The 22,815-nt window shown below is 37.8% G+C and carries 27 protein-coding genes; 6 read left to right on the top strand and 21 right to left on the bottom strand.

The window, feature by feature from the left end; genetic code table 11:
- Positions 1-31: 31 nt before the first annotated feature.
- On the bottom strand, positions 32-886 hold the full coding sequence (locus FA584_RS06095; protein ID WP_096046565.1) for a D-hexose-6-phosphate mutarotase: 855 nt from the start codon (positions 884-886) through the stop codon (positions 32-34).
- A complete protein-coding gene (fliP, locus tag FA584_RS06090) occupies positions 840-1,574 on the bottom strand; it encodes a flagellar type III secretion system pore protein FliP (protein ID WP_096047813.1) in 735 nt (244 codons plus the stop codon). Before fliP ends, FA584_RS06095 begins: the two co-directional genes overlap by 47 nt.
- A 123-nt stretch (positions 1,575-1,697) precedes the next feature.
- Here fliP and glmU point away from each other — a divergent pair, with 123 nt between their 5' ends.
- From glmU to truA, 6 genes are read left to right on the top strand one after another with little or no spacing between them, the layout of a single operon-like run.
- Positions 1,698-3,002, top strand: a complete 1,305-nt coding sequence (gene glmU, locus FA584_RS06085) for a bifunctional UDP-N-acetylglucosamine diphosphorylase/glucosamine-1-phosphate N-acetyltransferase GlmU (protein ID WP_167750541.1) — start codon at positions 1,698-1,700, stop codon at positions 3,000-3,002.
- A complete protein-coding gene (gene coaBC / locus FA584_RS06080) occupies positions 2,992-4,203 on the top strand; it encodes a bifunctional phosphopantothenoylcysteine decarboxylase/phosphopantothenate--cysteine ligase CoaBC (protein ID WP_167750540.1) in 1,212 nt (403 codons plus the stop codon). The genes glmU and coaBC overlap by 11 nt, the downstream gene beginning before the upstream one ends.
- Positions 4,200-4,922 (top strand): hypothetical protein, encoded by a 723-nt coding sequence (locus FA584_RS06075; protein ID WP_167750539.1) that lies wholly within the window; start codon positions 4,200-4,202, stop codon positions 4,920-4,922. Before coaBC ends, FA584_RS06075 begins: the two co-directional genes overlap by 4 nt.
- Before the next feature lie 6 nt (positions 4,923-4,928).
- A complete protein-coding gene (locus tag FA584_RS06070) occupies positions 4,929-5,657 on the top strand; it encodes a prepilin peptidase (RefSeq protein ID WP_167750538.1) in 729 nt (242 codons plus the stop codon).
- Positions 5,650-6,675, top strand: a complete 1,026-nt coding sequence (locus FA584_RS06065) for an LptF/LptG family permease (protein ID WP_167750537.1) — start codon at positions 5,650-5,652, stop codon at positions 6,673-6,675. The genes FA584_RS06070 and FA584_RS06065 overlap by 8 nt, the downstream gene beginning before the upstream one ends.
- A gap of 6 nt (positions 6,676-6,681) precedes the next feature.
- Entirely contained in the window at positions 6,682-7,416 is a 735-nt protein-coding gene (truA, locus tag FA584_RS06060; protein WP_167750536.1) for a tRNA pseudouridine(38-40) synthase TruA, read from the top strand.
- Positions 7,417-7,435: 19 nt separating this feature from the next.
- Here truA and FA584_RS06055 read toward each other — a convergent pair whose 3' ends face one another.
- From FA584_RS06055 to FA584_RS05965, 19 genes are all read right to left on the bottom strand, one after another.
- Complete coding sequence (locus FA584_RS06055) at positions 7,436-8,668, bottom strand: amidohydrolase family protein (RefSeq protein ID WP_167750535.1); 1,233 nt, start codon at positions 8,666-8,668, stop codon at positions 7,436-7,438.
- A complete protein-coding gene (locus FA584_RS06050; RefSeq protein WP_228448607.1) occupies positions 8,658-9,755 on the bottom strand; it encodes a glycoside hydrolase family 3 N-terminal domain-containing protein in 1,098 nt (365 codons plus the stop codon). The genes FA584_RS06055 and FA584_RS06050 overlap by 11 nt, the downstream gene beginning before the upstream one ends.
- On the bottom strand, positions 9,755-10,642 hold the full coding sequence (locus FA584_RS06045) for an NAD(P)H-dependent glycerol-3-phosphate dehydrogenase (protein WP_167750534.1): 888 nt from the start codon (positions 10,640-10,642) through the stop codon (positions 9,755-9,757). Before FA584_RS06045 ends, FA584_RS06050 begins: the two co-directional genes overlap by 1 nt.
- Before the next feature lie 12 nt (positions 10,643-10,654).
- The gene (gene gatB / locus FA584_RS06040; protein ID WP_167750533.1) at positions 10,655-12,085 is read right to left on the bottom strand and encodes an Asp-tRNA(Asn)/Glu-tRNA(Gln) amidotransferase subunit GatB; all 1,431 of its coding nucleotides are present in this window, start codon (positions 12,083-12,085) and stop codon (positions 10,655-10,657) included.
- 15 nt (positions 12,086-12,100) lie between these two features.
- Positions 12,101-12,658 carry a thiamine phosphate synthase gene (locus FA584_RS06035; RefSeq protein ID WP_087438545.1) on the bottom strand — a complete coding sequence of 186 codons (558 nt, stop codon included), beginning with the start codon at positions 12,656-12,658 and terminating at the stop codon, positions 12,101-12,103.
- Positions 12,633-12,911 (bottom strand): hypothetical protein, encoded by a 279-nt coding sequence (locus FA584_RS06030; protein ID WP_228448606.1) that lies wholly within the window; start codon positions 12,909-12,911, stop codon positions 12,633-12,635. The genes FA584_RS06035 and FA584_RS06030 overlap by 26 nt, the downstream gene beginning before the upstream one ends.
- A 14-nt stretch (positions 12,912-12,925) precedes the next feature.
- Entirely contained in the window at positions 12,926-13,603 is a 678-nt protein-coding gene (locus FA584_RS06025) for a F0F1 ATP synthase subunit A (RefSeq protein WP_087438543.1), read from the bottom strand.
- Positions 13,604-13,662: 59 nt separating this feature from the next.
- Positions 13,663-13,869: a 2-hydroxymuconate tautomerase family protein gene (locus tag FA584_RS06020; protein ID WP_087438542.1), complete on the bottom strand. Its 207-nt coding sequence runs from the start codon at positions 13,867-13,869 to the stop codon at positions 13,663-13,665.
- A gap of 4 nt (positions 13,870-13,873) precedes the next feature.
- A complete protein-coding gene (locus FA584_RS06015) occupies positions 13,874-15,568 on the bottom strand; it encodes a SulP family inorganic anion transporter (RefSeq protein WP_167750532.1) in 1,695 nt (564 codons plus the stop codon).
- 8 nt (positions 15,569-15,576) lie between these two features.
- Positions 15,577-16,329 (bottom strand): TIGR02757 family protein, encoded by a 753-nt coding sequence (locus FA584_RS06010; protein ID WP_167750531.1) that lies wholly within the window; start codon positions 16,327-16,329, stop codon positions 15,577-15,579.
- On the bottom strand, positions 16,319-17,131 hold the full coding sequence (locus tag FA584_RS06005) for an ABC transporter permease (RefSeq protein WP_167750530.1): 813 nt from the start codon (positions 17,129-17,131) through the stop codon (positions 16,319-16,321). The genes FA584_RS06010 and FA584_RS06005 overlap by 11 nt, the downstream gene beginning before the upstream one ends.
- Positions 17,131-18,978 carry a flagellar hook-associated protein FlgK gene (gene flgK / locus FA584_RS06000; protein WP_167750529.1) on the bottom strand — a complete coding sequence of 616 codons (1,848 nt, stop codon included), beginning with the start codon at positions 18,976-18,978 and terminating at the stop codon, positions 17,131-17,133. Before flgK ends, FA584_RS06005 begins: the two co-directional genes overlap by 1 nt.
- A gap of 3 nt (positions 18,979-18,981) precedes the next feature.
- Positions 18,982-19,410 carry a hypothetical protein gene (locus FA584_RS05995; protein ID WP_087438538.1) on the bottom strand — a complete coding sequence of 143 codons (429 nt, stop codon included), beginning with the start codon at positions 19,408-19,410 and terminating at the stop codon, positions 18,982-18,984.
- Positions 19,411-19,436: 26 nt separating this feature from the next.
- Entirely contained in the window at positions 19,437-19,637 is a 201-nt protein-coding gene (locus tag FA584_RS05990) for a flagellar biosynthesis anti-sigma factor FlgM (protein WP_167750528.1), read from the bottom strand.
- A 61-nt stretch (positions 19,638-19,698) separates the two neighbouring features.
- A complete protein-coding gene (locus tag FA584_RS05985) occupies positions 19,699-20,007 on the bottom strand; it encodes a rod-binding protein (RefSeq protein WP_167750527.1) in 309 nt (102 codons plus the stop codon).
- Positions 20,007-21,059 (bottom strand): flagellar basal body P-ring protein FlgI, encoded by a 1,053-nt coding sequence (locus FA584_RS05980; protein WP_191342090.1) that lies wholly within the window; start codon positions 21,057-21,059, stop codon positions 20,007-20,009. The genes FA584_RS05985 and FA584_RS05980 overlap by 1 nt, the downstream gene beginning before the upstream one ends.
- Positions 21,060-21,116: 57 nt before the next feature.
- The gene (locus FA584_RS05975; RefSeq protein WP_167750526.1) at positions 21,117-21,821 is read right to left on the bottom strand and encodes a DUF1003 domain-containing protein; all 705 of its coding nucleotides are present in this window, start codon (positions 21,819-21,821) and stop codon (positions 21,117-21,119) included.
- Positions 21,811-22,398 carry a 16S rRNA (guanine(966)-N(2))-methyltransferase RsmD gene (gene rsmD, locus FA584_RS05970; protein ID WP_167750525.1) on the bottom strand — a complete coding sequence of 196 codons (588 nt, stop codon included), beginning with the start codon at positions 22,396-22,398 and terminating at the stop codon, positions 21,811-21,813. Before rsmD ends, FA584_RS05975 begins: the two co-directional genes overlap by 11 nt.
- On the bottom strand, positions 22,388-22,750 hold the full coding sequence (locus tag FA584_RS05965) for a hypothetical protein (protein WP_167750524.1): 363 nt from the start codon (positions 22,748-22,750) through the stop codon (positions 22,388-22,390). Before FA584_RS05965 ends, rsmD begins: the two co-directional genes overlap by 11 nt.
- Between the last annotated feature and the right edge of the window lie 65 nt (positions 22,751-22,815).

The raw sequence follows: 22,815 nt of genomic DNA, 5'->3' as shown, positions 1-22,815 counted from the left end.
GGTAAGTATTGTAAAATATTTGCATTGGAGATTAGGAAAAACGCTCAACCTGTATCGTTACATGTAAGTGATCATCGCACATTAAAGGTTTTGTGATTCGAGCACTCTCAATGCAGAGCATTTTCGTATAGTCATTTTCATTCATATCAGAAAGTTTTGCACTACCTTCCAGCCATGGATTCCACACAACCACATCACTGTGATTTTTATGCGTAATGGTGATCGTCCGCTCTTTTTCTTGGAGAGTCGTTTTGGCATCAGGATGGGTATAGATACGATCAATCGCATAATTTACATGTAAAGGTGTATTGTCTTCTTCACACGGCTTTCCACCGAGCAAAGCGTCAATGTAGGTGAGACCGAGTCCCCTCACATTGACATCGTTAATATCTTTACATGTAAAATAAGAATGAAGTGCTGCGGTGCTCTCTTTATCTGCCTTTACATGTAAAGAGAGTTCAACCTCTTCTCCTAATACCATCGTAAGGTGTGTGTTAAACGCGTAAGGCCAAATAGTACGTGTAAACGCTGTATCACACAGTTCAAACACGAGCTTGATACCCTCTTCTTTTTCGACATACGAGAGTAATGTCCATTCAACAATACGTGCAAATCCATGAGAGGGAATACCTGCTTTTCCAAACCATGGCCAACACAGAGGAACGCCACCACGAAAAGCCTTGCCTTTTTCAAAGGTAGAAAGATCGGCACACCAAAAGAGTGGTTCGCCCTCTTTAGGCTGAAAATGGATCAGTTGCGCACCTTGTTTTAAAATAGTCGCATCAAACAAAGGATGGTGAAGTTCAAACCCCAACGCTGTGGTTGTCAGGTATTGCGTGTTAATGGAAGCTCTCCACGAGTTTTTGCACCAGCAAATTCCAACCATCAACGAGGACAAAAATAAGCAATTTAAACGGTAAGGAGATCATAACAGGCGGTAACATCATCATACCCATACTCATCAAAACGGAACTGACAACCATGTCGATGACGAGGAATGGCAAATAGAGTAAAAAGCCGATCTCAAAAGCGGTTTTAAGCTCACTGATCATAAACGCAGGCATGGCAACGGTTAAGGGGACATCTTCAATATTTTTGGGATTTTCAAGGTTACGAATACGAAAGAAAAGCGCCAAATCTTTTTCACGTGTATTGCGAATCATAAAGGCTTTAAAAGGAGCAGAGCCTTTTTCAAAGGCCTCTTGATAGCTCATCTTCTCCGCCAAATAAGGCTTAATTGCGTTCTCATAGGACTCATTCATCACCGGTTCCATAATGAAAAACGTCAAAATCATCGCTAGAGAGACCATCACTTGAGAAGGTGGCATTTGCTGTGTTCCCAGTGCTTGACGCAAGAAAGAAAAGACGATCAAAAGGCGTAAGAAACTGGTCATCATAAAAATAAGTGAAGGTGCGAGAACTAAAATGGTAAGAACAACAAGAAGGTTAAGACTTGTAACTAACTGTTGTGGCGAATTAGGTGCGCTTAAAGAGAGATTGACTGTAGGGATTGTATCGGCGCCAAAAGCCATCGGTGTCATACAGATCAATAGTAAAAGTAAAATTCTCTTCATATTCTTCAAATAGATTCCTCGTAGTAGATTTATGATTTTAGTTGGTTTTGCGTTAAAAACGTTTTAATCTTTAAACAACTTTTCGTTAAAATAGATTTCATCTGATTGTTAGGAACACACTTTATGAATATTTCGATTGCAATTATGGCTGCTGGGCTTGGAACACGGATGAAATCAAGCTTACCTAAAGTCCTTCATGAGATCAGCGGTTTTGAAATGCTGTATCACATCATCAAAGAATCTCAAAAGGTCAGTGACGACATTCATGTCATTTTATACCACCAAGCAGACCTTGTCCAAGAAAAAATGAATCGTTACTTTTCCAATATCCACTATAGCATACAAGACCATCAAAACTTCCCAGGTACGGGCGGTGCAATTCGTGGCGTAAAACCAAAATATGAGCATTTACTCGTACTCAATGGCGATATGCCACTTTTGGAAGCTCAAAATATGCAAAATTTTACATATTTGGATGCGGACGTTGTAATGAGTGCGTTTACATGTAAAGAACCTTTTGGTTATGGGCGTGTCATCATGGATGAGTCTTTAAACGTGCAAAAGATCGTTGAAGAGAAAGACGCTAGTGCGGAAGAGAAAAAAGTAACGGCGGTCAATGCAGGCGTTTATCTTTTTAAAACCAACTTTTTAAACGAAAATCTTCCAAAGCTTTCCAATCACAACAGCCAAAAAGAGTATTACATCACCGACCTTATTGCTTTAGCCAATGCCGAGAAAAAAAGTGTTAAAGCGCTGTTCGTCGATGAAGCAACCTTTATGGGTGTCAACTCCAAGTACCATCTCTCCCAAGCGGAAGAGCTCATGCAAGAGCGCATTAAACGCCGTTTTATGGAGCAAGGGGTGAGTATGCGCTTACCTCACACCATCTACATTGAAACAGATGTGCAGATGAGCGGAGAATGCAAACTTGAAAACGGTGTGACTTTACTTAAAGGCACCGTGCTTGAAAATGCGCACATCAAAGCGCACTCCGTCATTGAAAAAAGTGTCATCAAAAATTCTGACATTGGGCCAATGGCACGTGTTCGCCCTGACTCACATATCGAAGATACGCACATCGGAAATTTTGTTGAGATCAAAAAATCAACGCTCAAAGGCGTCAAAGCGGGGCATCTCAGCTACTTAGGTGACGCCATCATTGATGAGGGAACGAACATTGGATGTGGAACGATTACATGTAATTACGATGGCAAAGCAAAATACCAAACAATCATCGGCAAAAACGTCTTTGTAGGTAGCGACTCACAACTGGTTGCCCCTGTTACCATTGAAGATGATGTGCTCATCGCTTCAGGGACTACCGTCACAAAGAATATCCCAAAAGGCGCTTTAGCCATCAACCGTGAACCTCTTAAAATTATTGAGGGATTCTTCTACAAATTCTTCGGGAAAAAAGATGCGAAATAATCAACTTGCAGGAAAAAAAATCCTTTTAGGTGTGACGGGAAGCATTGCCATTTACAAAGCCTTAGAGCTAACTCGACTTTTTATCAAAGCGGGTGCTGAGGTTAAGGTACTGATGAGTGAAGATGCCAAACGTTTTATTGCTCCCCTTACCTTTGAGACCATCAGTCAAAACAAGGTTTTACATGTAGACACCGAAAGCTGGAGTGAAGGGCTTAGCCACATTCATACGGGCAAATGGGCAGACCTTTTTCTCATAGCTCCCGCTTCGGTGAACACTATCAATAAACTTTCCCATGGCATTGCCGACAATCTTTTAACCCAAACGGCGATTGCTTTTACCAAAACGATCGTGCTTGCCCCTTCAGCAAACACCAATATGATGCTAAATCCCATTACCCAGGAAAGCCTTTTAAAGCTCACTTCTCTTGGATACGAAATTGTTGCACCGCAATCCAAATTGCTTGCCTGTAACGATGAAGGGGTAGGTGCGCTTGCTGACATTGAGCAAATTTTCTATCACTGTGCAAGACTACTTCTGAAAGAAGCTTTTTGGACTGATCGAGAAGTCATTATTACCGGTGGTGGCACAATGGAAAAGATCGATGATGTAAGATGCCTCACCAATTTTTCCAGTGGAAAGCAAGCTTCAGCACTTGCACTCGCTTTTTTCCTAAGGGGAGCCAATGTGACGCTCATTAGCAGCGGAGAAACACCCCAAATAAACGCAATCAACACATTACATGTAAAGAGTACCACCGAGCTTCAAAGTGCCCTACTTTCACAAATGCAATATGTCACCAAAAATGATAAAACTCCGTATTTGCTCATGGCTGCAGCAGTCAGTGATTATGTACCCATCAAAGTACATGAAGGTAAGCTCAAAAAAGAAGAATTAGGTGAAACTTATAGCCTTGAGCTTAAACGCAATGTCGATGTCCTTGCTTCGCTTCCCAAACGCGATTTTAAAGTCATTGGCTTTAAAGCAGAAATAGACGAAAGCAAAGCACTTGAAAATGCAGGAAAAATGCTGGAGAAAAAAGGGCTGGATGCCGTGTGTCTCAACGTTTTAAAAGATCAAAATAACTTTGGAAGCACTAAAAATGAGATCAGTTTTATTACTCCCTCTCATGTCCAAAAATTTTCACTCGCTGGCAAATTTGAAATTGCTGAACAGATTGTGGAGCACTGTAGCCATCTATGATCTCCACACTTCAAAAATTAGCGGGTCTTGGCTCAGACATCGGGCACACAAGTAGTTCAAGCATTAATTTTAATGCCAATTTACCCGTCAGCATCGAAGTCATGAAACAGATCGATGCTACACGTTATCGTCTCAAACTTGGGCGCAAAGAGCTGACAACGAAAAGCAGTAAGAACCTCAAAGAGGGACAAAAATATTGGGCAAATTTTTCAGAAAAACAAGGGGGCATCCTTACCATCTCAGCGCTTTATAAACAGCCCCAACTGTTTGAAAAGGATGAGTATTTTTTGCCACTTGATTATAAGCATTTTTTTGACTCAAAAACGTTTTCCTATAACGATTTTAAATCATTTTTACTCAAACAACTGAGTGATGACACCATTTCCAAAACGCTGTTTAAAACGTTAAGCTACATGCTACTCGCCCTTTCAAAAGCCACGATTCATCTTCCTTTGTCTCATGATGGTAAAAAAGTCATGTTGCAATTCCAAGTTCAAGGCGATGAAACACTTTTGTTTTATATGGCATTGGAACATCTTGGACCCTTACGGGGAATTTTAAGCCCAACAAAACTTCAGATGGCAACGATGTATGAAAAAAGTTTCCATTATTTACAAAAAGAGAGCCCTAAATTGGGTATGATTACACACATTACTCTTCAAGAAGAGATTTCACCTCTTTTTGATCTGAGCGATATAGTATTAGATTTAAAGGGCTAGTAGGTAATGGAAGTTATTTTAATCACACTTTTTGGACTCTGCATTGGATCGTTTCTCAACGTAGCCATTTTGCGTTTGCCCAAAGGTGAGAGCATTTCTCTTCCTGCATCACACTGCCCACACTGTTTGCATCCCCTTAAATGGTATCACAACATACCCCTTGTTTCATGGCTTGCACTACGGGGGAAATGTGCTTTTTGCAAAAGTTCAATTTCTATGCAATATCCCCTCGTTGAACTGAGTTCAGCCGTAATATACGGACTCTGCTATGTTCATTTAGAAAATCTTACACAAACTCTTTTGGTGGGTTCTATCTTTTCACTTTTACTTGCCCTTAGTATTATTGATCTTCGCTATAAAGCCGTTCCAGACAGCTTAAGTTTACCAGCACTTTTGATTGCTTTTTGTACAGCTATACCGTTACAATCATTTCAAAATGGACTTTTATTGATGGGTGCATTTACCCTTTTACGCTTCTTAGTTTCAGCACTGACAAAAAAAGAGGCAATGGGTGAAGCAGATAGTATTATTGCGGGTATCATAGGAGCACTTCTTGGTATCAAGCTTGGGCTTGTGGCAATTTATCTAGCAGCCGTAATTGCACTTGTTGCTTTTGTTATTGTACGTAAACGCGGGTATGAATTGCCCTTTATCCCCTTTCTCTCTTTAGGGCTTTTAATCACGTGGTTTTTTGATCTACCAATTTTACATGTAATGGAATTTATCTATGAATAGAGTCAGTCGTTATCTTTTAAAACACTTCAGTGAGCTCTTCAGCTCTTTATTTTTTATTCTTTTTTTTATCACTTCCGTTGTCTTTTTCATTAAGATTGCAGCGCTTACTGCGATTATTAAAATGAATTTCTTGGAACTTGGCACGCTCTATATTTATCTTTTACCCAGAACGATGGTTTACACACTTCCCATCACTTTTTTTATTGCACTGTGTATTACTCTTTTTAATCTTTCAAAAGAGAATGAGACCATTGTCCTCTTTACCCTTGGCTACAATCCTAAAAAAATAGCACAGCTCTTTTTAACGCTCGCATCAGGACTCTCCTTGGTGCTTTTACTGGATATTTTTGTGCTGATTCCTATTTCAAAGCAACTGAATAACAATTTTATTGAATACAAAAAAGCTGAAGCTAAATTTAATATCAAAGCCAATGAATTTGGTCAAAAGTTCGCTGATTGGCTCGTTTACATTGAACACAGCGATGACACTAAACTCTACAGCGGGGTTACACTCTACCAAGCACCTATGGAAAATGAAGATGAAAAATTGATCGTCGCTACCACAGCAGCGATCGATAATGAAAAAGGTATTCTAAGACTTAATCTTGACAAAGGTAAGATTTTTGAATTTTCAAAAGACACCATTCAGCAGATCAATTTTGATGAGATGCATCTTAATTCTAATCCGAAAACACCTGTTGGTGCGATTCAGAGTATTGAAGAGTATTGGAGTGGCGTTTTTGTCGACCAAAGACGTGCCTATGACCTTGCATTTTTCCTCCTCATAGCCCTCTTCCCCATGGCTTCAACATTGATTGCACTGAGCATTGGTATTGTGACCTATCGTTATAATAAAAGTGGTATTTATGTTGCTATGTTTGTCACGATCTCAACGTACCTTCTGTTGACAACGTTAGTCTCAACATGGCAACCACAATTTGCACCGATCATTGTTTTTGTACTGACTTTTTTCATTGCTTACATCATATATCAAAAACGCATTCGTGCCATCTTTTAAACTCTTATGCGTGTTAAAATCACTCTAAGCTATGATGGAAGCGCTTTTGTTGGCTTTCAAATTCAAAAGAATGAGACAAAAACATGTCAAAGCGTTGCAGGAGTTATTACCCGTGCACTTAGACGTGTCAATATTGATGCGACAGTTGTTGGAAGTGGACGCACCGATACGGGTGTGCATGCAACGCATCAAGTTTTACATATAGACCTTCCAGTTTTTTGGAATGATCTTGAAAAACTCCAATCGCATTTAAATGGTTTTTTAGCGCCATATATTTTTATTCAAAGTATCATCCCCGTTGATGCTTCCTTTCATGCCCGCTTTAATGCGAAGAAAAGATTGTACCGTTACATACTTTACGATGGTGCATATCAGCCATTTTTGGCCAATTATGCTTTACATGTAAAAGCACTGAATGTGATGAAATTAAATGAATATGCACAAGTTTTTGTAGGATTTCATAACTTTGAATACTTTAAAAAGCTTGGTGGTGGGACAACTAAAGATGAACGCACCATCTTTAAAGCAGGCGCTTATCGGTATAAAAATTTGATTATTATCTATTTTTTAGGAGATGCTTTTTTACGTTCGCAAGTACGAATGATGTGTGGTAGTTTACTCAAAGTATGTCATAACGAACTCTCGCTAGATGATTTGATAGCCCAACGCGAACGGAAAATGAAAGTGTCCACAACATTGATACCAGCGTGTGGACTCTATCTTTCAAAGGTATTTTACTGATTGAGTCATAACATAGAATTTATTGATTTAACAGTAACGTTCCATCAACAATTACTTTTTTCACTTTTCCATAGAGCGTATCACCAAAATAGAGTGAGTGTTTATTGGTTACTTCATAGCTCTCTTTAGGATCAAACAGCACTAAATCTGCATCAAACCCCTCTTGAATCAACCCTTTACGCTCTAAGCCTAACACTTGAGCAGGATTCACACAACAAATACGAATAAGTTCACCTAAATCAATCACTTTATTTTTAACGAGGAAGGTGTATACCAGTGTTAAAAACTCTTCAATGGAGCCAATACCAAATGCCGCATCTTCAAATGCCACGTCTTTATAAAGAATTGATTTGGGTGAGTGGGCTGATGTTAAAATATCAACCATTCCCTCTTTCAAAGCGCCCACTAAAGCTTTGCGTTCATCTTCTTCACGAAGGGGTGGCATCAATTTAGCATACGTATTAAAGCCATCACAACTGGTGTCATTTTTGGCAAGATGATGAATTGAAACCTCGGCATACAAGTCTGATTTTAGGGCTTTATGTTCTTTGGCAATCTCTAAAGAGCGTTTGGTTGAAAGGGATTTTAACACCACTTTGGCACCGTAAAAATGTGCCATTTCTGAAACTTTAGCCACTTCAGCTGTTTCAGAGATTTTGGAGATGCCTGAAAGCCCCATTTTTGAAGCACTAAAGCCATCATTCATCAAACCATTATCATCAAGGTTTGGTTCATAGCACTGTACAAAAAGAGGTCTTTTTTTCATAATCGCATATTGCATACCACGTCTTAGAAGGTTGGCATTACGATGGGAATCTGCCAAAATAGCTGCAGCACCATTATTAAGAAGCGTTGCTATATTATGCAGTTGGTCTTCTTTTTCATCAGCCAAAGGAGCACTCATATGAAGATTTATTTTGGCTTGATCAATTTTAAATTTGACTAATTCTAAAAGTGTGGCACTATCAAGCCGTGGTGTAAAATCAGACATAACCACAGCTGTTGTAACACCACCTTTTAGGCAACTAGAAGAGAGTTTATCAATATGTTCTTTGTTAAGAGTGCTATTTGCAAAACGTACATTAAGATCAATGAGTCCTGGAAGCAAGTAAAGCCCCTTTGCATCAATCATTTCATCGCCTAAAGAAGTGGTAATATTTTGTGCTATTGAAACAATTTTACCTTCTTTAATCAGTACATCTTTAGGAATAAGTCCCTCATTCGTGTGTACTAAAGCATTTTTAATTAACATGGCTTCCTCTCTTTAATAGTTTTTGTTTGAAAAGATTAATGCGCTCATAAGAAATCGCTATACGCTCCTCGCTTAATTCACCATTCTTAATAGCATCTGTAATAATTTTTTGAATTGTCAAAGGAGTGCTCGCATTTTCAGAGAAATAATTAGGCATAATGATAATATCAACTCCTGCATCAATACTTCGAATAATACGCTGTTTAAAATCAATACTGCTGGAAATTGAGCTTGTTCGGAAATTATCAGCAAAGACAACTCCCTCAAAATGCATTTTATCTCTAAGCAATCCTTGAATAAGCAATTTTGAAAATAGTGCTGGGTTTTTAGGATCAATCTCTTTTTGCATAATATGTGAGATCAAAACAGCATCCATTTTTCCAAAAGCAATTAAATCATAATAGGGTTTGAGCTGCTCAAAGCGCCATGTATTCGTTACATCTTCTTCGCTGGAAAAATTATTCCAAAGATTAGCGCCCGCCGTAGGAAAATACTTCACAACAGGTGTCACACCATCCGCATAGAGAGCATTGATTAAAAGCATTGCATAGGTTGTCACAATTTCTTCATAACTAGAGTAGCTGCGTTGCACCTTAGGGTTATCGAGATTATCTCGTTTAGGTTGAAGATCTAAAACCGGTGCAAGATCTACATTAATACCTGCTTTTGTAAGATCTCTGCTCAATTTTTTATAAAGATCTTCCGCCTCAGCAATATCTTTTGTCTTAAAAAGTCTAGCAGCAGAAGGAATTTCACTAAACCCTTTTTTAGCACTCAATATACTATTTTCACCACCCTCTTGTTCGACAGCAACAATCAGTGGCAATCCTTTTGGTGCTTCAGCTTTTAAATAATCATTGAGTTTTTTCAGTTGTGCTGGATTTTGGATATTTTTATCGGTTAAAAGAATTCCACCAATTTTTTCGCGCTTAATATCTTTAGCAATCTGATCCACCCATTTATCGCCTTCTTTTACCCCTTCAAAACCAATCACAATCATTTGAGCAATCATCTCTTCGAGCGAAGGTGTTTTTGCATACATTAGCGTGGAGAAAAAAAAGCAGGAAAGGAGAAGCTTAAACATCATCAATCAGCCAATAAATCTTTAACACTGATACGAGGCTCTTTACCTTTGAGGATCAATGCTATTTCATGCGCAATGGGTGTATAAATGGTATGTTTCAAAGAGAGCTCAAAAATGGCTTCAGAGGTAAAAACACCTTCAGCAACTTCACCAAGAGCGATCAAAATATCTTCAAGTTTTTTGCCTTCAGCTAAAAAAAGACCCACACGGTAATTACGTGAAAGTGTACTGGAAGCTGTTAAAAACAGATCGCCTGCGCCACTCAAACCTAAAAAAGTTTCATCCTGTGCTCCAAAATACTTACCAAAACGGCGCATCTCCACAAGCCCTCTGGCGATTAAACTAGCCCTTGCGTTATTTCCCAACCTTAATCCATCACAAATACCGCTGGCAATGGCGAGAACATTTTTATAAGCACCACAGACTTCTGCACCAATAACATCTTTTGAAGTATAAGTTTTGATAAATGAAGGGAAAAATGAAGCAAACTCTTTAGCAAGTATTTCATTAGTAGAATTGATGACAAGAGCGGTAGGAAGCCCTTGTATCACTTCACTTGCAAACGAAGGACCTGAGAGGAAGCTGAGATGATCTTCAGGAACAAAATTTGCAAAAATTTCATTTAAAAATGCCCCACTTCCCTGCTCGATTCCTTTAGCAGCAACCAAAATCTTTTGACCACTAAAGCTAAAATGCGTTTCCAACCAACCGCGAACCACTTGTGCAGGAAGTGCAAAAATGAGATATTGACAGGCTAATGCTTCTTCAAGGCTTACAAAATTTTCAATAGGTTTTTGTTGGCGCGAAGTAATCTTACATGTAAAATTGCGAGAGAGCGCAAACTGAAGTGCTTGCCCCCATTTCCCCGCCCCAATAACTGCTATGCTCACGCCAATACCTGCTTATACATCAAGTCTAGATTTTAAAAGTTCATTCACTTTTGTAGGATTTGCAGTCCCTTTGCTCTCTTTCATCGTTTGTCCTACAAAGAAACCAAAAAGTTTATCTTTACCACTTCTATACTCTGCTACTTTATCAGCATTGACACTGATAATGGCATCAATAATTGCCAAAATTGCACCATCATCACTTACTTGTTTCAGTCCAAGTTTTTTAATGGCGTCATCAACATGGGTACTATTTTGCATCAAATAATCAAGAACCTCTTTTGCCGCTTTGCCGCTAATAGTACCATCTTCAATACGTTTGACAATAGAGGCTAGTTTTACGGCATCAACAGGTGAAGTGGTAAGGGTCACACCATGACTCAAACGTGCTAAAAGCTCTACGGTGAGCCATGTCACAGAGTTCTTGGCTCCTGCACCCTCCTGGATCATTGTCTCATAAAATTGAGCCATTTCAACACTGGATGTAATTACATTGGCATCGTACTCTTTAATACCATACTCTTTAAGGAAACGATCACGCTTTTGATCGGGGAGTTCTGGAATTTGGATACACTCTGCGAGCATATCATCAGGAATAAGCACTGGCAATAGGTCAGGATCTGGGAAATAGCGATACTCTGCACTGTCTTCTTTTGAACGCATACTGCGTGTTTCGTCTTTATCAATGTCATAAAGACGCGTTTCTTGAACCACTTCTCGTTCATACACGCCATCTTCCCATGCATTACTTTGACGTTCAACTTCATAATCAATCGCTTTTTGAATAAACTTAAATGAGTTTAGGTTTTTAATCTCTGCTCTAGTATAAAGCTTCGTATCACCTTTGGGGCGAATGGAAACGTTCGCATCACAGCGGAAACTTCCCTCTTGCATATTTGCATCACTGATGTCGAGGTAACGCAAAATCGCATGCAATTTTTTAAGGTACAAAATTGCCTCTTCACTGCTTCTCATATCGGGTTCACTAACGATCTCAAGAAGTGGTGTACCCGCGCGATTTAAATCTACATGAGAGACACTACCATGATGGATATTCTTTCCAGCATCTTCTTCAAGGTGCGCGCGTGTGACACCAATACGTTTTGTTGTACCATCTTCAAAGTCAATATAAATTTCACCCGCTTCAACAATAGGTATCTCAAATTGGCTGATTTGATACCCTTTTGGAAGATCGGGATAGAAGTAATTTTTACGGTTAAAAATAGATTTTTGATTGATGGTCGCATTGATAGCTGTACCAAGCGCGATAGCTTTTTTCACCGCTTCTTTGTTTAAAACAGGCAGTGAGCCTGGAAGTCCTAAGCAGACTTCACACACATTGGTATTGGGTTCGTCGCCAAAACTGGTGGGGCAACTGCAAAAAATCTTGGTTTTGGTGTTTAATTGAGCATGAACTTCTAGTCCAATAACGACTTCAAATTTCATTAACTTCCCTTTGGATTAATCTAAAAAAAAGCGAATTGAGGCAAAACCGTATACACCAATCTCTTCACAAGCTTTCACTTGTTCTATGTTGATGATGCCACCAAGCGCAAAACATTTAATGTTAATTCTATCATTTATTTCTTTTAACTTCTCTAAACCAAGCGGTTTTCCCTTATTGGGCGTCGCAAAAATTGGACTAAATGTGATTGCATCCGCTCCTCTTTTTTCAGCTTCTTCTATTTCCTCTAAGGTATGCGTACTTACAATCACTTCTAAACCTAAGGCTTTCGCTTTTTCAATGACATGTAACGCAGTAGAAGGTAAATGTACACCATTACATCCTAATGCATGCGCTAATCTAAAATCAGTATGCAAATACAGTTTCGTTTTTGCATCTTGCAAGAAAGCGTTTGCGACAGCTTTGGAAAGGGAGGCATAATCTGAGGTTATTTTATCGCGGAGACAGATATAGTCAGGCTGATATTTTGTCTTTACATGTAAAAGTTTTTGAACAACCTCTTCGGGATTGGAAGTATAAAAAGCAGGATCAGTGATGAGATAGTGTTTGATCATTGAGAGAAAGTTTCTCTAAAAAATGCGTCTGTTTTTTAAGTTCATCTAGTTTATCCAACTGAAGCTGTGCCATCTCACATATAATGGCAAAGAAGCACCCTGCAAGAAAGATAAAAAGCGCAATAATGGAAGCAATGATAAAACCAAAAGGAAGAAAAAGGAGGAAGGTATAACCTCCACCAGCGATTGCAAGAGCCCAAGAGGCACCTTGCAAAAAGCTGAGGAGTTTTTCAAAACGCGTTTGTTGGTGCAACAAGAGAATACTTTTTAGTGCTCTTCGCTAATTAAAACAGCACCTGCAAGATAAACGTATGTTAAGATCATAAAAATAAATGTCTGCAAGAATGCAGAGAATGTTAAAAGCGCATACGCAGGAAGTGGTGCTATCCAAGGAGCAAGCATCAAAACAACTGCTAAGAAAAGATCGTCACCTTTAATGTTTCCAAAAAGTCGGAAGGTTAAAGAGACAATTCTTGAAAAGTGTGAAACAACTTCGATAGGAAACATCAAAGGTGCTAAAACTTTCAATGGTCCCATAAAGTGTGCAAAATAATGAACAACACCGTTTACACGGATACCTTCGTAATTATAATAGACAAACACCATCAATGCAAGTGCTAATGTCATATTAAGGTTACCCGTAGGTGATTCGAAACCAGGAATAATACCAATAACGTTTGCAATAAATACCATTAAACCAATAGTAGCTACTAATGGTAGATATTTACGCGCCAATTCTTCTCCAATGACGTCTTTACCCATAGAGACGACACTCTCAAGATATGCTTCCATGACATTTTGAACACCACTTGGTACCAGTTGCATTTTAGACGTTGCCAGTTTTGCCAAGGCAAGACTGATAACACCAACCAATAAAACATGTGATACAAAGATGAAGTCATGAGTGTGGTTAATAAGACCTAAAAATGTAAACATTTCGCCCATTACACATTTCCTTCGTTAATAATTTGCGTGATTGTACCGATAAATCATTTAATAGTAGTTTAAGGCTTCGGCTTTTTGCGAAGTTCGCTGACCTGTTGCCCACCAATTCCCCAATTATCCATATCCACTTCGTCAATTGTAACAACCGTTGTGGCTGGATTTTTACCAAGGACACTCACCAAAAGGTTCGTGACTCCTGCAATAAGCTCTTCTTTTTGCTCTTTCGTTGCACCCTCTTTGGTGATTTTGATATTAACATAAGGCATCTATTTACTCCTTTTCTAATAATCTATGTGCACGGCTAAGTGCCATATCAATATTGTCTGTGATGTTTTCTGTCCCTATTTTTTTCTCAAATCCAAGACGACGTATTTTAAGCTTAATGTGCTCATTAACCCCTGAAAGTACAAGAATCGTTCCATTGCCTTGGCAAAGATCAAAAAATTCATCCAACGCATGAAGTCCTGTTGCATCAATCATAGGTACATGACGCATGCGTAAAATGAAGACTTTGGGAGCTTGACTTACTTCACTAAGGATATTTTTGAGACGATCGGCAACGCCAAAAAAGAAAGGTCCATCAATTTCATAAACTTCAACATCTTTGGGAACAATTTTTTTAGAGATGGCATTTGTATCCTCAACTTCTAAAGGTTCATCATCTTCATCTAAAGGCATTCCAATGGTATTTTTGGTATCCACTATTCCTGTCACATCAATCATACGCTTAATAAACAACAGTCCTGCTAACATAATGCCTGTTTGGACACCGGTATTGAGATCAATCAAAACTGTGAGGAAAAAAGTCATTAAAAGAACAACGATATCATTACGTTCGGATTTAAGAGCAATGGCTTTAAAATGGTGAAATTCACTCATATTCCATGCGACAACAATCAAGATAGCAGCCAATGTTGCTAAAGGGATCAACACAATAAATTTGGAGAACAAGAACATAAAAATGAGTAACATTAGTGAATGTACGACACCTGCAATGGGACTATAAGCACCTGCTTTAATATTCGTTGCTGTTCTTGCAATCGCACCTGTAGCTGCAATACCACCAAAAAGGACAGAGGCAATATTGGCTGCACCTTGAGCCATAAGCTCTTTATTGGAGTGGTGACGATCTCCTGTCATCCCATCAGCTACAACACACGAAAGTAGTGATTCAATGGCTCCTAACAGCGCTATGGTAATAGCATCTGGAAAAACAGCACGCACTTTTTCCAGTGAAAAAGCGGGAATAGATGGATAGGGTAAAGTAGCAGGGAGTGTACCAAATTTAGAACCAATCGTCTCCACAGGAAGTTTAAAAAGATACACAGCTAGCGCTGAGAGAATAATAACAATAATGGGCGTTGGAATATGAGGAAAACGATGACGTAATTTAATCAAAAGAGCCATACTCACGACTCCAATAGCCAATGCATAATAGTTTACATGTAAAAATTCAATAGAGTAAAGTTTCCATTGATCGATAAACTCTGCTGGCATTTTGGCAATAGGAAGTCCCAAAAAATCTTTGATCTGCGAAGAGAAGATAATCAGCGCTATTCCTGTGGTAAAACCAACTGTAACAGGATAAGGAATATACTTGATAATGTTACCAAGTCTAAAAACTCCCATAAAAAAGAGCATGATACCTGCTAAAAATGTAGCAATGACTAAACCATCGTATCCATGTTTTAAAATAACCGCATAAAGTACCACAACAAAAGCCCCTGTAGGACCTCCAATCTGATACCTACTCCCACCAAAGAGAGAGATGATAATTCCTGCGACAACCGCTGTAAACAATCCTTTTTCGGGACTAACTCCACTTGCTATTGCAAATGCCATTGCTAAAGGCAAGGCAATAATCGCAACGGTAGACCCTGCTACAATATCAGACGATAACTTTGCAACAGAGTAACCCTCCCTTAAAACAGTAAAACTCCTAGGAAGCCAATACTTTATATTCATTCTGAACCTTAAAGAAAAATTTTCTCTTGTCCTAAGCGATAGAGTGCAAAATCGTATTTGACAGGATCACTTGGATCAATCTTTTTAAATGACTCACTCAACTCTAAAACAGCTTTAAAATCATACGTTTTTCGCTGAATTAAGCCTAATTTCTTTCCCAATGCGAAGGTGTGAGTATCAAGAGGTACGAGCAAATCTTTGGTATTAACGCCCTGCCAAAGACCAAGGTCAAGATGATCTTTACGCACCATCCATCTAAGATACATATGCCATCGTTTATAAGGAGAGTGTGGATTTATAGACGGTATTGTACCCAATAAAAACTGATAGCCACGTGAACGGTAAGGATTCAAATCATATAACATGGCTATTAGTGCGCGGAGACCATCCATAACATTAGCACTTTTTTGGTACGCTGAAACAAAAGTGGACTCCAATGAACCTTCTTTTTTAAGACGATGCAATGTGATAAAAAGGGCTTGAATATCTTGAGAATTTTGAAAACGGTAATAATGATGCTCTAGTGTTTTCTGAATTGTAGTCTCATCACTATCTAAGAGTGAAAAATTTAAACTTTCCAAAAATTTTATGATTGCTGGAACATTACCATACGCAAACAACGCACAGATTAACGCACTAAATTCATCATTATAACGAGAAGCAATCATTAAAGGATCAGGGCGATCTAAGGATATTTCTTCTATATGATTACGTTTAAGAGCTTCTTCTTTGAGGCGTTTTGCAATTTGATCAAATGTCATTTAAAATATCTTTTTCATTACTCTTGCTTTGCAAATAATCAGAGAGATTGATGAGCGACAGAGTGACTAAAAAGATCAAAAAACCTGGAAAGAAACTAAGCCACCATGCGATGTCAATAACCTCTTTTCCTTCACTAATAATCACACCCCAGCTCATTTGAGGAGGTGTAATACCAATACCCAAGAAGCTAAGCCCACTCTCTGCTAAAATTGCTCCACTGACACCAAAGGTAAAACTAATAAAAAAAATAGGTGCAAGCAAAGGAGCGAAGTATTTAAAAATAATTTTCAGCGTATTCACATTGGATAGTTTTAAAATTTTAATAAATGGAGCATTCGAAATAGCAAAGCTTTCAGAGCGTATCATCCTTGCCATCCCCATCCATCCTGTGATAGAGATAATAAAAATAAGCACCCATACAGAAGCACTCATGTAACTAATCAAAGCTAAAAGAAGAAAAAAGGTAGGAAACGTTAGAAAAAGATCAATTACAATAATATTAAACTTGTCGACATTTTTTTGAAAAAATCCTGCACTAATCCCAATCATCAGTCCCACTAAACTAGAAATCAATGCACTTAAAACACCAATAATCAAAGAGACTTGTCCTCCTATCATCAAGCGAGCAAAAAGATCGCGCCCTAATCTATCCGTACCTAAAAAATGTTCTAAACTAGGGGGCAATAAAATTGCGGAAGGATTCAGATCATAAGCTGATCCTGTATAGAAAGAAGGGAATACAAAACAGAATAGGAAAATGAGCACCAAGATAAAAGTGCTCAAAAAAGGAAATTTTTTCACTATTGTTTAATGCCTAAAAGAGTATCTAACATTTCATTAATGGTTGTAATGATTTTTGCTGCTGCGGTATATGATTTTTGGTACTGTATTAAATTTGCTAACTCTTCATCTTTATTCACACCACTAATGGATTGAAATTGTGTATTAATTGTATTATACAGTGCTTCATTGGTATCATAACTTGATTTAGAAGCGGATGCATCTGTTGCAACTTTTGTTGTAACAGCGCTGTAATATCCTGAAATTGTATCACTCGATACCGATCCACTTTTCCCATAAAAATTGATTTTATTGTATTGTAATTGCAACATAGCATTGGCAACATCCTGATTACCACTGATTGGTGCACCATAGCCTTGTATTAATGAAGAATCTTTTTTATATTCTGCTTTGACATCAATATTGGAAGCGTCTGTGCCTGTAAAAAATTGACTTATACCCACAGTACCAGGAAAGTTTGTTCCTTTATCTTTAATTGCGATTGTATAGCCGTTATTATTGATTGTAGGCGAAAGAGAGAATGCTCCATTGTCTGCAAATGTTGCTTTGAAATAGTCATCAACATCATTCAGCGAATTGTTATCTTTATTATCATCGGTACTTGTATTTATTTGAGTTAATATACTTTTTGAAAAAGTATCATCACCCATGGTTGTGGCATTGTCAATGGTAATCGTTTTACGAGCAACTTCTTTACCGGCACTATCATAAACAATCATATCAAAACTGCCATTTTCAACGTTATTATAGGCATTTTGCAACGAGGTATTACTTTTAAGGTCTAAATTGGGTGTTTGCATACTTTTTTGAGCACTGTTTGCGTAAATATTGTTCGTTTCTGTGATAACACTTTGAGCGAAGGTATCAAGATTATTGATATAACTTTGAATCGTACCATCTTGAGGATAGCCTCCATTGACAGAAGGATCAATCACGCGACCTCTAAGATCCAACATGGAACCAATCTTACCACCCGATAACTGCTCCGTTAAGTTATAACGTGTTCCATCTTGAATTTCAGAATAAATAGAATAATAACTACTTCCATTAGAACTATTGTCAATCACAAGCGGATGGAACGTTGAACCATCCACAAGCGTTGCTCCTGCAATATTGAGATAATACTGTGTCCCAGTATCTGTCATATTTGCATCGACACTGTCATTACTGATGAGATTACCTTTTGAAACAGAAAAACCAATTAGATTTGACAGTGTCAATTCTAATTGGTCACGTTTATCACGAAGATCATTGGCATAATTACCTTTTTGAGATTCAATGGTGGCAATTTGTTTATTAACGTCAGCCATCTGCTGACCAATACTATTCACTTCATCAACTGTACTTTTAAGCTGAGTATTCACAGAGTCTTGAAGGTTTCGAATGGTTTCTCTGGTTGATTGAATATCTCCTCCTAAAGTTGAAGCAGCTTGCACTAATGCTATTTTTTGAGAACCAGCTGTGGTATTGGAGGCAAGATTATTCCATTCAGTAAAGTACGATGTTAAATCTTTTGCAATACCTGCATCACTTAAATCTGGAAAATATTTTGCAACTTCTTGAAGTGATTGAGATGAATTTGTATCGTATGAAAGACTTGTAGCAGCACTTCTGAGCTTAGAAAAAACCAATTCATCATGAATACGTACAATAGATGTGACAGTCACACCAGAGCCCACACTCACCCCTTGAGAACTAAGCGCAGGACTTGCACTAAAACTCACTCTTTGGCGTGTATAAAAAGTATTTTGGGCATTGGCAATATTTTGACTCGTGGTTGCTACCGCTACTTGAGCAGCATTTAATCCAGAATTACCTGTGTTTAAAATCCCAAATAAGTTGCTCATAGCTTATGCCCTAACTTTAAGTAAAGATGCGGGTTGATGATCTGATATTTTATAACCTTCCATATCTCTTGGAAAAATACTATCGAGTAAAACATTGTAAAATTGACTGATGGTAACAACATATTTTGCGTACTGCTTATTACACGTTTTTAATTCTGAAAGTTTCACTTTCATTTGTGCTAAAAGCTCTTTTTGTTCAACACTCAATAACTCTTCTAAAGATGTTTTACCACTTACTTTGAGCATCTTCATCAATTCATTGTCCAAAAGAGACTTTTTTGTTTCAAAAGACTGAATTAAATCATTTTTAATTTTTGCTCTCTCAAAAACCTCACTATGATTTGCGACTTTTATAGCTGCTATATCTTTTTGTGTTTGTTCAATGAGGTTTTCAATATCTTTAATCGCATTGTGTAAGTAGTGTGTCAACATCTTATGATCCTTTTACATGTAAGGATTTAGATCAACTCTTCCGCGGCTGCTTGAGCAGTTTTTGCTAGATCGACTTTATAGGTTCCATTTGCGATCTGCTCTTTAAGTGCGGAGACTTTATCTACACCTTCAGTTTTGTCTGTTTTATTTATCCCTTTAGATGAATCATCTTGGGGGGCACTTTGTTGTATATACGCCACATTGGACGTCTGAATTTTTGAAATCATTTTAAACCCTTTTTTTGGTTTGGAAGTTCTTAACTACCATATCGTCCAAAATGATAAAACTTTAACGACCTTCTTTTAAATATGTAAATAGCATCTCGCTTAATCCCAATTTTCCACTTAGAGCATTACTCATTGTATCGTTATACATCGACTTATAAATCTTGTCACCCGCATCTTTCGGGAAAAGGCTATTTTCATTGTTGTCCTCGCTGTTGATAGCAATATCAAGAATTTGTTTCACAAAAAAAGCTTCAAATTTATCGGTTTGTTCTCTAAGGGCGGCATCATTTTTAGCATTGGTATCTACATGCTTGATGGCTCCACTATAATTGGCATTGATAAGCGCTACACTGCTATCGGTTGTTTGCATTAGATGATCTCCAAACTAGCGGTAATAGCACCAGAGCGTTTAATATTTTCCAAAATTGAAATAATGTCTTTTGGCTTTGCTCCAAGCTTTGTAAGTGCACGTGCAATATTCGCAACAGTCATGCTCTCTTTTTTGATTTTGATGCGATTTTCAGTGCTAGCAATTTGTACATCTCCACCAATATCCACACTCTTATCATCAAGCGGCACATCACTGGCTTCAATTTTAATCGTAATGTCACCATGTGTTACCACAACAGGGTCAACTTTAATATTTACACCTGAAACAATCGTTCCAGTACGTTCATCAATGACAATTTTATCCTCTTTTTCATACTTCACATCAACATCCAATGTTTTCGCTAAAAATTCAACCGTTGTTAAATTTTCAGGACGCATCATACGAATGGTTCTTGAATCCGTAGCTACTGCCACTTTTTTGCCAAATTTTTTGTTAAGTTCATTTTGAATTGAAACTGCTGTGTTGAAATTTGCCTCTTTGAGTGAGAGGTTCACATACTCTTGGTCGTGCAGATTATTTTCGATTTCACGCTCTACAATCGCTCCACCAAAAATATTGGCAGAAGCAGGATGGTTGAGTTGTCCTTTTTCTTTACCATTCATACCACCAATGGTGAGTGAACCTTGTGCGAGAGAGTAAATTTTGCCGTCCACACCTTTAAGAGGTGTTAGAATCAAATTGCCACCTTGTAATGACTTCGCATCTCCAATAGAGGAGACAGAAACATCCACTTTATCACCTTGTCTAGCAAAAGCGGGAAGCTTCGCGGTAACAAGAACAGCGGCAACGTTTTTGGATTTAATATCAGCAGGATCAATTTTGACATTCACTGTTTGTAAAAGATTCGAAAGTGAACGCAAAGTAAACTGTGAAGACGAGCCATCACCCGTACCATTAAGTCCAACGACAAGACCATAGCCTATTAATTGGTTATCACGCACACCAATAACATTAGCAATATCGCCTATTCTTTGGGCATAAAGCGTACTGAGCGCTGAAATTAATACGAAAGATAGTTTGACGATCTTCATCAATTTCCTTTAAATTTGACATTCATGCCAATTCTAAAGCAATTAATGTTCCAAGAGTTATTTTTGATTAACGCGTTGTAAAATATCTTCCATCATATCAATTTGTACTTTCTGAATTTCAAGGAGTTCTTCTTGTTGATGCATAATAAGATGGTCGATTTTTTCATGAAGCATGCGAATTTCAAGTTCGGATTTAAGGTTGATCATATAATCATTTTTGGCACGAATTCTATCTTTCTCTTCTTGTCTATTTTGACTCATCATAATCACTGGAGCTTGCAATGCAGCAATACACGATAAGATCAAATTGAGTAATATATAAGGATATGGATCAAATCCTTGGTTGTGAAACCAATATACATTGACGAGTATCCAAATAATGAGAAAAGAACAAAATGAAAGAATAAATGTCCAACTGCCACCAAAAGTAGCTACTTTATCGGCTATTCTCTGCCCAAAACTCAAAACAGTTTTATCATCATCTTCTATATTGTCGGTCAGGATAGAGTGATTTTGAAAAGAGTCAATAACCTTATGCTCTAGCGTAGTAAGTTGGCCTAACTCTTGAGTCAAATAATCTGTAATATATTTTTCTCGAAAAATATTGAGTTCGGTATTGGCTAAATAACTTTGTTCATTAAAAGTGGGATTCGCATCTTGGATGTATTTTAAAATGGATCCTCGAATAGCCTTAGAGGAGATCCGCTCCGTTAGCGGAAATGATTTACCAGAAATATCACTAATAAATGTCTTAGTTTTCATTTGAACGATAATAGCTCAAAGTGCTATTCCCAAATTTTTTAGTTTTGTGTAGGGCATAAACGCCGATCACTTCTGGAAGGATGAGACTACTCATATGCTCTATGACGATCAAATGAGCCATTTGAGGAGGAATCAAAGCAATAAGGGAGAGTACCTTTTGGTAAATATCTTCCATTCCATTACGAATAGAAAAAGGCGGATCAAAATAAAAATAGGCTTTACATGTAAGCGTAGAAAGAAGGGTTGGAAAGAGTAAAAAACTGTCACCCTGTAGCGGTGTTGTATGTTTTTCATCAATTTCTTTACAATTATTTTTTAACACTGAAAATGCTGCTCTATCTTTCTCAATAAAATAGGCTTGCTTTGCTCCGCGACTCAGCGCTTCCAAACCCATTGACCCACTTCCACCAAACACTTCAACAAAAACTTCATCCACAATGTCATATTGCAGGCTATCAAAAAGAGAACCTTTCAGAATTGCTTTGGTACTTCGTGTGCTATCAAGGGAAGGAAGCATAATCTTTTTACCTTTATATTTACCCGCACTAATGGTTGTCAATAGAGGCTTAATTGCCATAATACCCTCGAATAGTTTGTATCAGTTCTTCTCTGAATTTTTCGGTTAAAACTGTAATTTTTTTTTCTAAATCCAATGCATGTTTAGATTGAGGCATCATATCATCCACATTGCCTTGAAACATAATCAAGCGTTGAAAAAACTTATCAAGCTCAATAAGTAAAGAGGATTTAGAAAATGGAATGATTAAATTGCCGTCGTTTGAGGAGATATAAAAAATAGGTTTATCAAGTTCAATTTTTTTATCACTAATGACAAAATCACACTGTTTGTAAGGAACGACTAAATCGCCTAAAAAACTTTTAAGTGCGCGACTTAGCAATAGCGATTGACAAACTAATGCGACTTTCATAGATAACCCTTTGGATAAAAGATATCGAAATATAACACACTAAGTCTTAATTGTTAAACAAAAAC

The sequence above is a fragment of the Sulfurospirillum diekertiae genome, assembly GCF_011769985.2.
Taxonomy (GTDB): Bacteria; Campylobacterota; Campylobacteria; order Campylobacterales; family Sulfurospirillaceae; genus Sulfurospirillum; species Sulfurospirillum diekertiae.
Note: the sequence above shows the minus strand (reverse complement) of the source record. Positions and strands in the feature narration are given on the sequence as shown.

What these genes read in the sequence shown, in the direction of transcription:
- FA584_RS06095 (WP_096046565.1), bottom strand. Translation starts at nt 886, where the DNA reads ATGGTTGGAATTTGCTGGTGCAAAAACTCGTGGAGAGCTTCCATTAAC.
- fliP (WP_096047813.1), bottom strand. Translation starts at nt 1,574, where the DNA reads ATGAAGAGAATTTTACTTTTACTATTGATCTGTATGACACCGATGGCT.
- glmU (WP_167750541.1), top strand. Translation starts at nt 1,698, where the DNA reads ATGAATATTTCGATTGCAATTATGGCTGCTGGGCTTGGAACACGGATG.
- coaBC (WP_167750540.1), top strand. Translation starts at nt 2,992, where the DNA reads ATGCGAAATAATCAACTTGCAGGAAAAAAAATCCTTTTAGGTGTGACG.
- FA584_RS06075 (WP_167750539.1), top strand. Translation starts at nt 4,200, where the DNA reads ATGATCTCCACACTTCAAAAATTAGCGGGTCTTGGCTCAGACATCGGG.
- FA584_RS06070 (WP_167750538.1), top strand. Translation starts at nt 4,929, where the DNA reads ATGGAAGTTATTTTAATCACACTTTTTGGACTCTGCATTGGATCGTTT.
- FA584_RS06065 (WP_167750537.1), top strand. Translation starts at nt 5,650, where the DNA reads ATGAATAGAGTCAGTCGTTATCTTTTAAAACACTTCAGTGAGCTCTTC.
- truA (WP_167750536.1), top strand. Translation starts at nt 6,682, where the DNA reads ATGCGTGTTAAAATCACTCTAAGCTATGATGGAAGCGCTTTTGTTGGC.
- FA584_RS06055 (WP_167750535.1), bottom strand. Translation starts at nt 8,668, where the DNA reads ATGTTAATTAAAAATGCTTTAGTACACACGAATGAGGGACTTATTCCT.
- FA584_RS06050 (WP_228448607.1), bottom strand. Translation starts at nt 9,755, where the DNA reads ATGATGTTTAAGCTTCTCCTTTCCTGCTTTTTTTTCTCCACGCTAATG.
- gatB (WP_167750533.1), bottom strand. Translation starts at nt 12,085, where the DNA reads ATGAAATTTGAAGTCGTTATTGGACTAGAAGTTCATGCTCAATTAAAC.
- FA584_RS06035 (WP_087438545.1), bottom strand. Translation starts at nt 12,658, where the DNA reads ATGATCAAACACTATCTCATCACTGATCCTGCTTTTTATACTTCCAAT.
- FA584_RS06025 (WP_087438543.1), bottom strand. Translation starts at nt 13,603, where the DNA reads ATGGGCGAAATGTTTACATTTTTAGGTCTTATTAACCACACTCATGAC.
- FA584_RS06020 (WP_087438542.1), bottom strand. Translation starts at nt 13,869, where the DNA reads ATGCCTTATGTTAATATCAAAATCACCAAAGAGGGTGCAACGAAAGAG.
- FA584_RS06015 (WP_167750532.1), bottom strand. Translation starts at nt 15,568, where the DNA reads ATGAATATAAAGTATTGGCTTCCTAGGAGTTTTACTGTTTTAAGGGAG.
- FA584_RS06010 (WP_167750531.1), bottom strand. Translation starts at nt 16,329, where the DNA reads ATGACATTTGATCAAATTGCAAAACGCCTCAAAGAAGAAGCTCTTAAA.
- flgK (WP_167750529.1), bottom strand. Translation starts at nt 18,978, where the DNA reads ATGAGCAACTTATTTGGGATTTTAAACACAGGTAATTCTGGATTAAAT.
- FA584_RS05995 (WP_087438538.1), bottom strand. Translation starts at nt 19,410, where the DNA reads ATGTTGACACACTACTTACACAATGCGATTAAAGATATTGAAAACCTC.
- FA584_RS05990 (WP_167750528.1), bottom strand. Translation starts at nt 19,637, where the DNA reads ATGATTTCAAAAATTCAGACGTCCAATGTGGCGTATATACAACAAAGT.
- FA584_RS05985 (WP_167750527.1), bottom strand. Translation starts at nt 20,007, where the DNA reads ATGCAAACAACCGATAGCAGTGTAGCGCTTATCAATGCCAATTATAGT.
- FA584_RS05980 (WP_191342090.1), bottom strand. Translation starts at nt 21,059, where the DNA reads ATGAAGATCGTCAAACTATCTTTCGTATTAATTTCAGCGCTCAGTACG.
- FA584_RS05975 (WP_167750526.1), bottom strand. Translation starts at nt 21,821, where the DNA reads ATGAAAACTAAGACATTTATTAGTGATATTTCTGGTAAATCATTTCCG.
- rsmD (WP_167750525.1), bottom strand. Translation starts at nt 22,398, where the DNA reads ATGGCAATTAAGCCTCTATTGACAACCATTAGTGCGGGTAAATATAAA.
- FA584_RS05965 (WP_167750524.1), bottom strand. Translation starts at nt 22,750, where the DNA reads ATGAAAGTCGCATTAGTTTGTCAATCGCTATTGCTAAGTCGCGCACTT.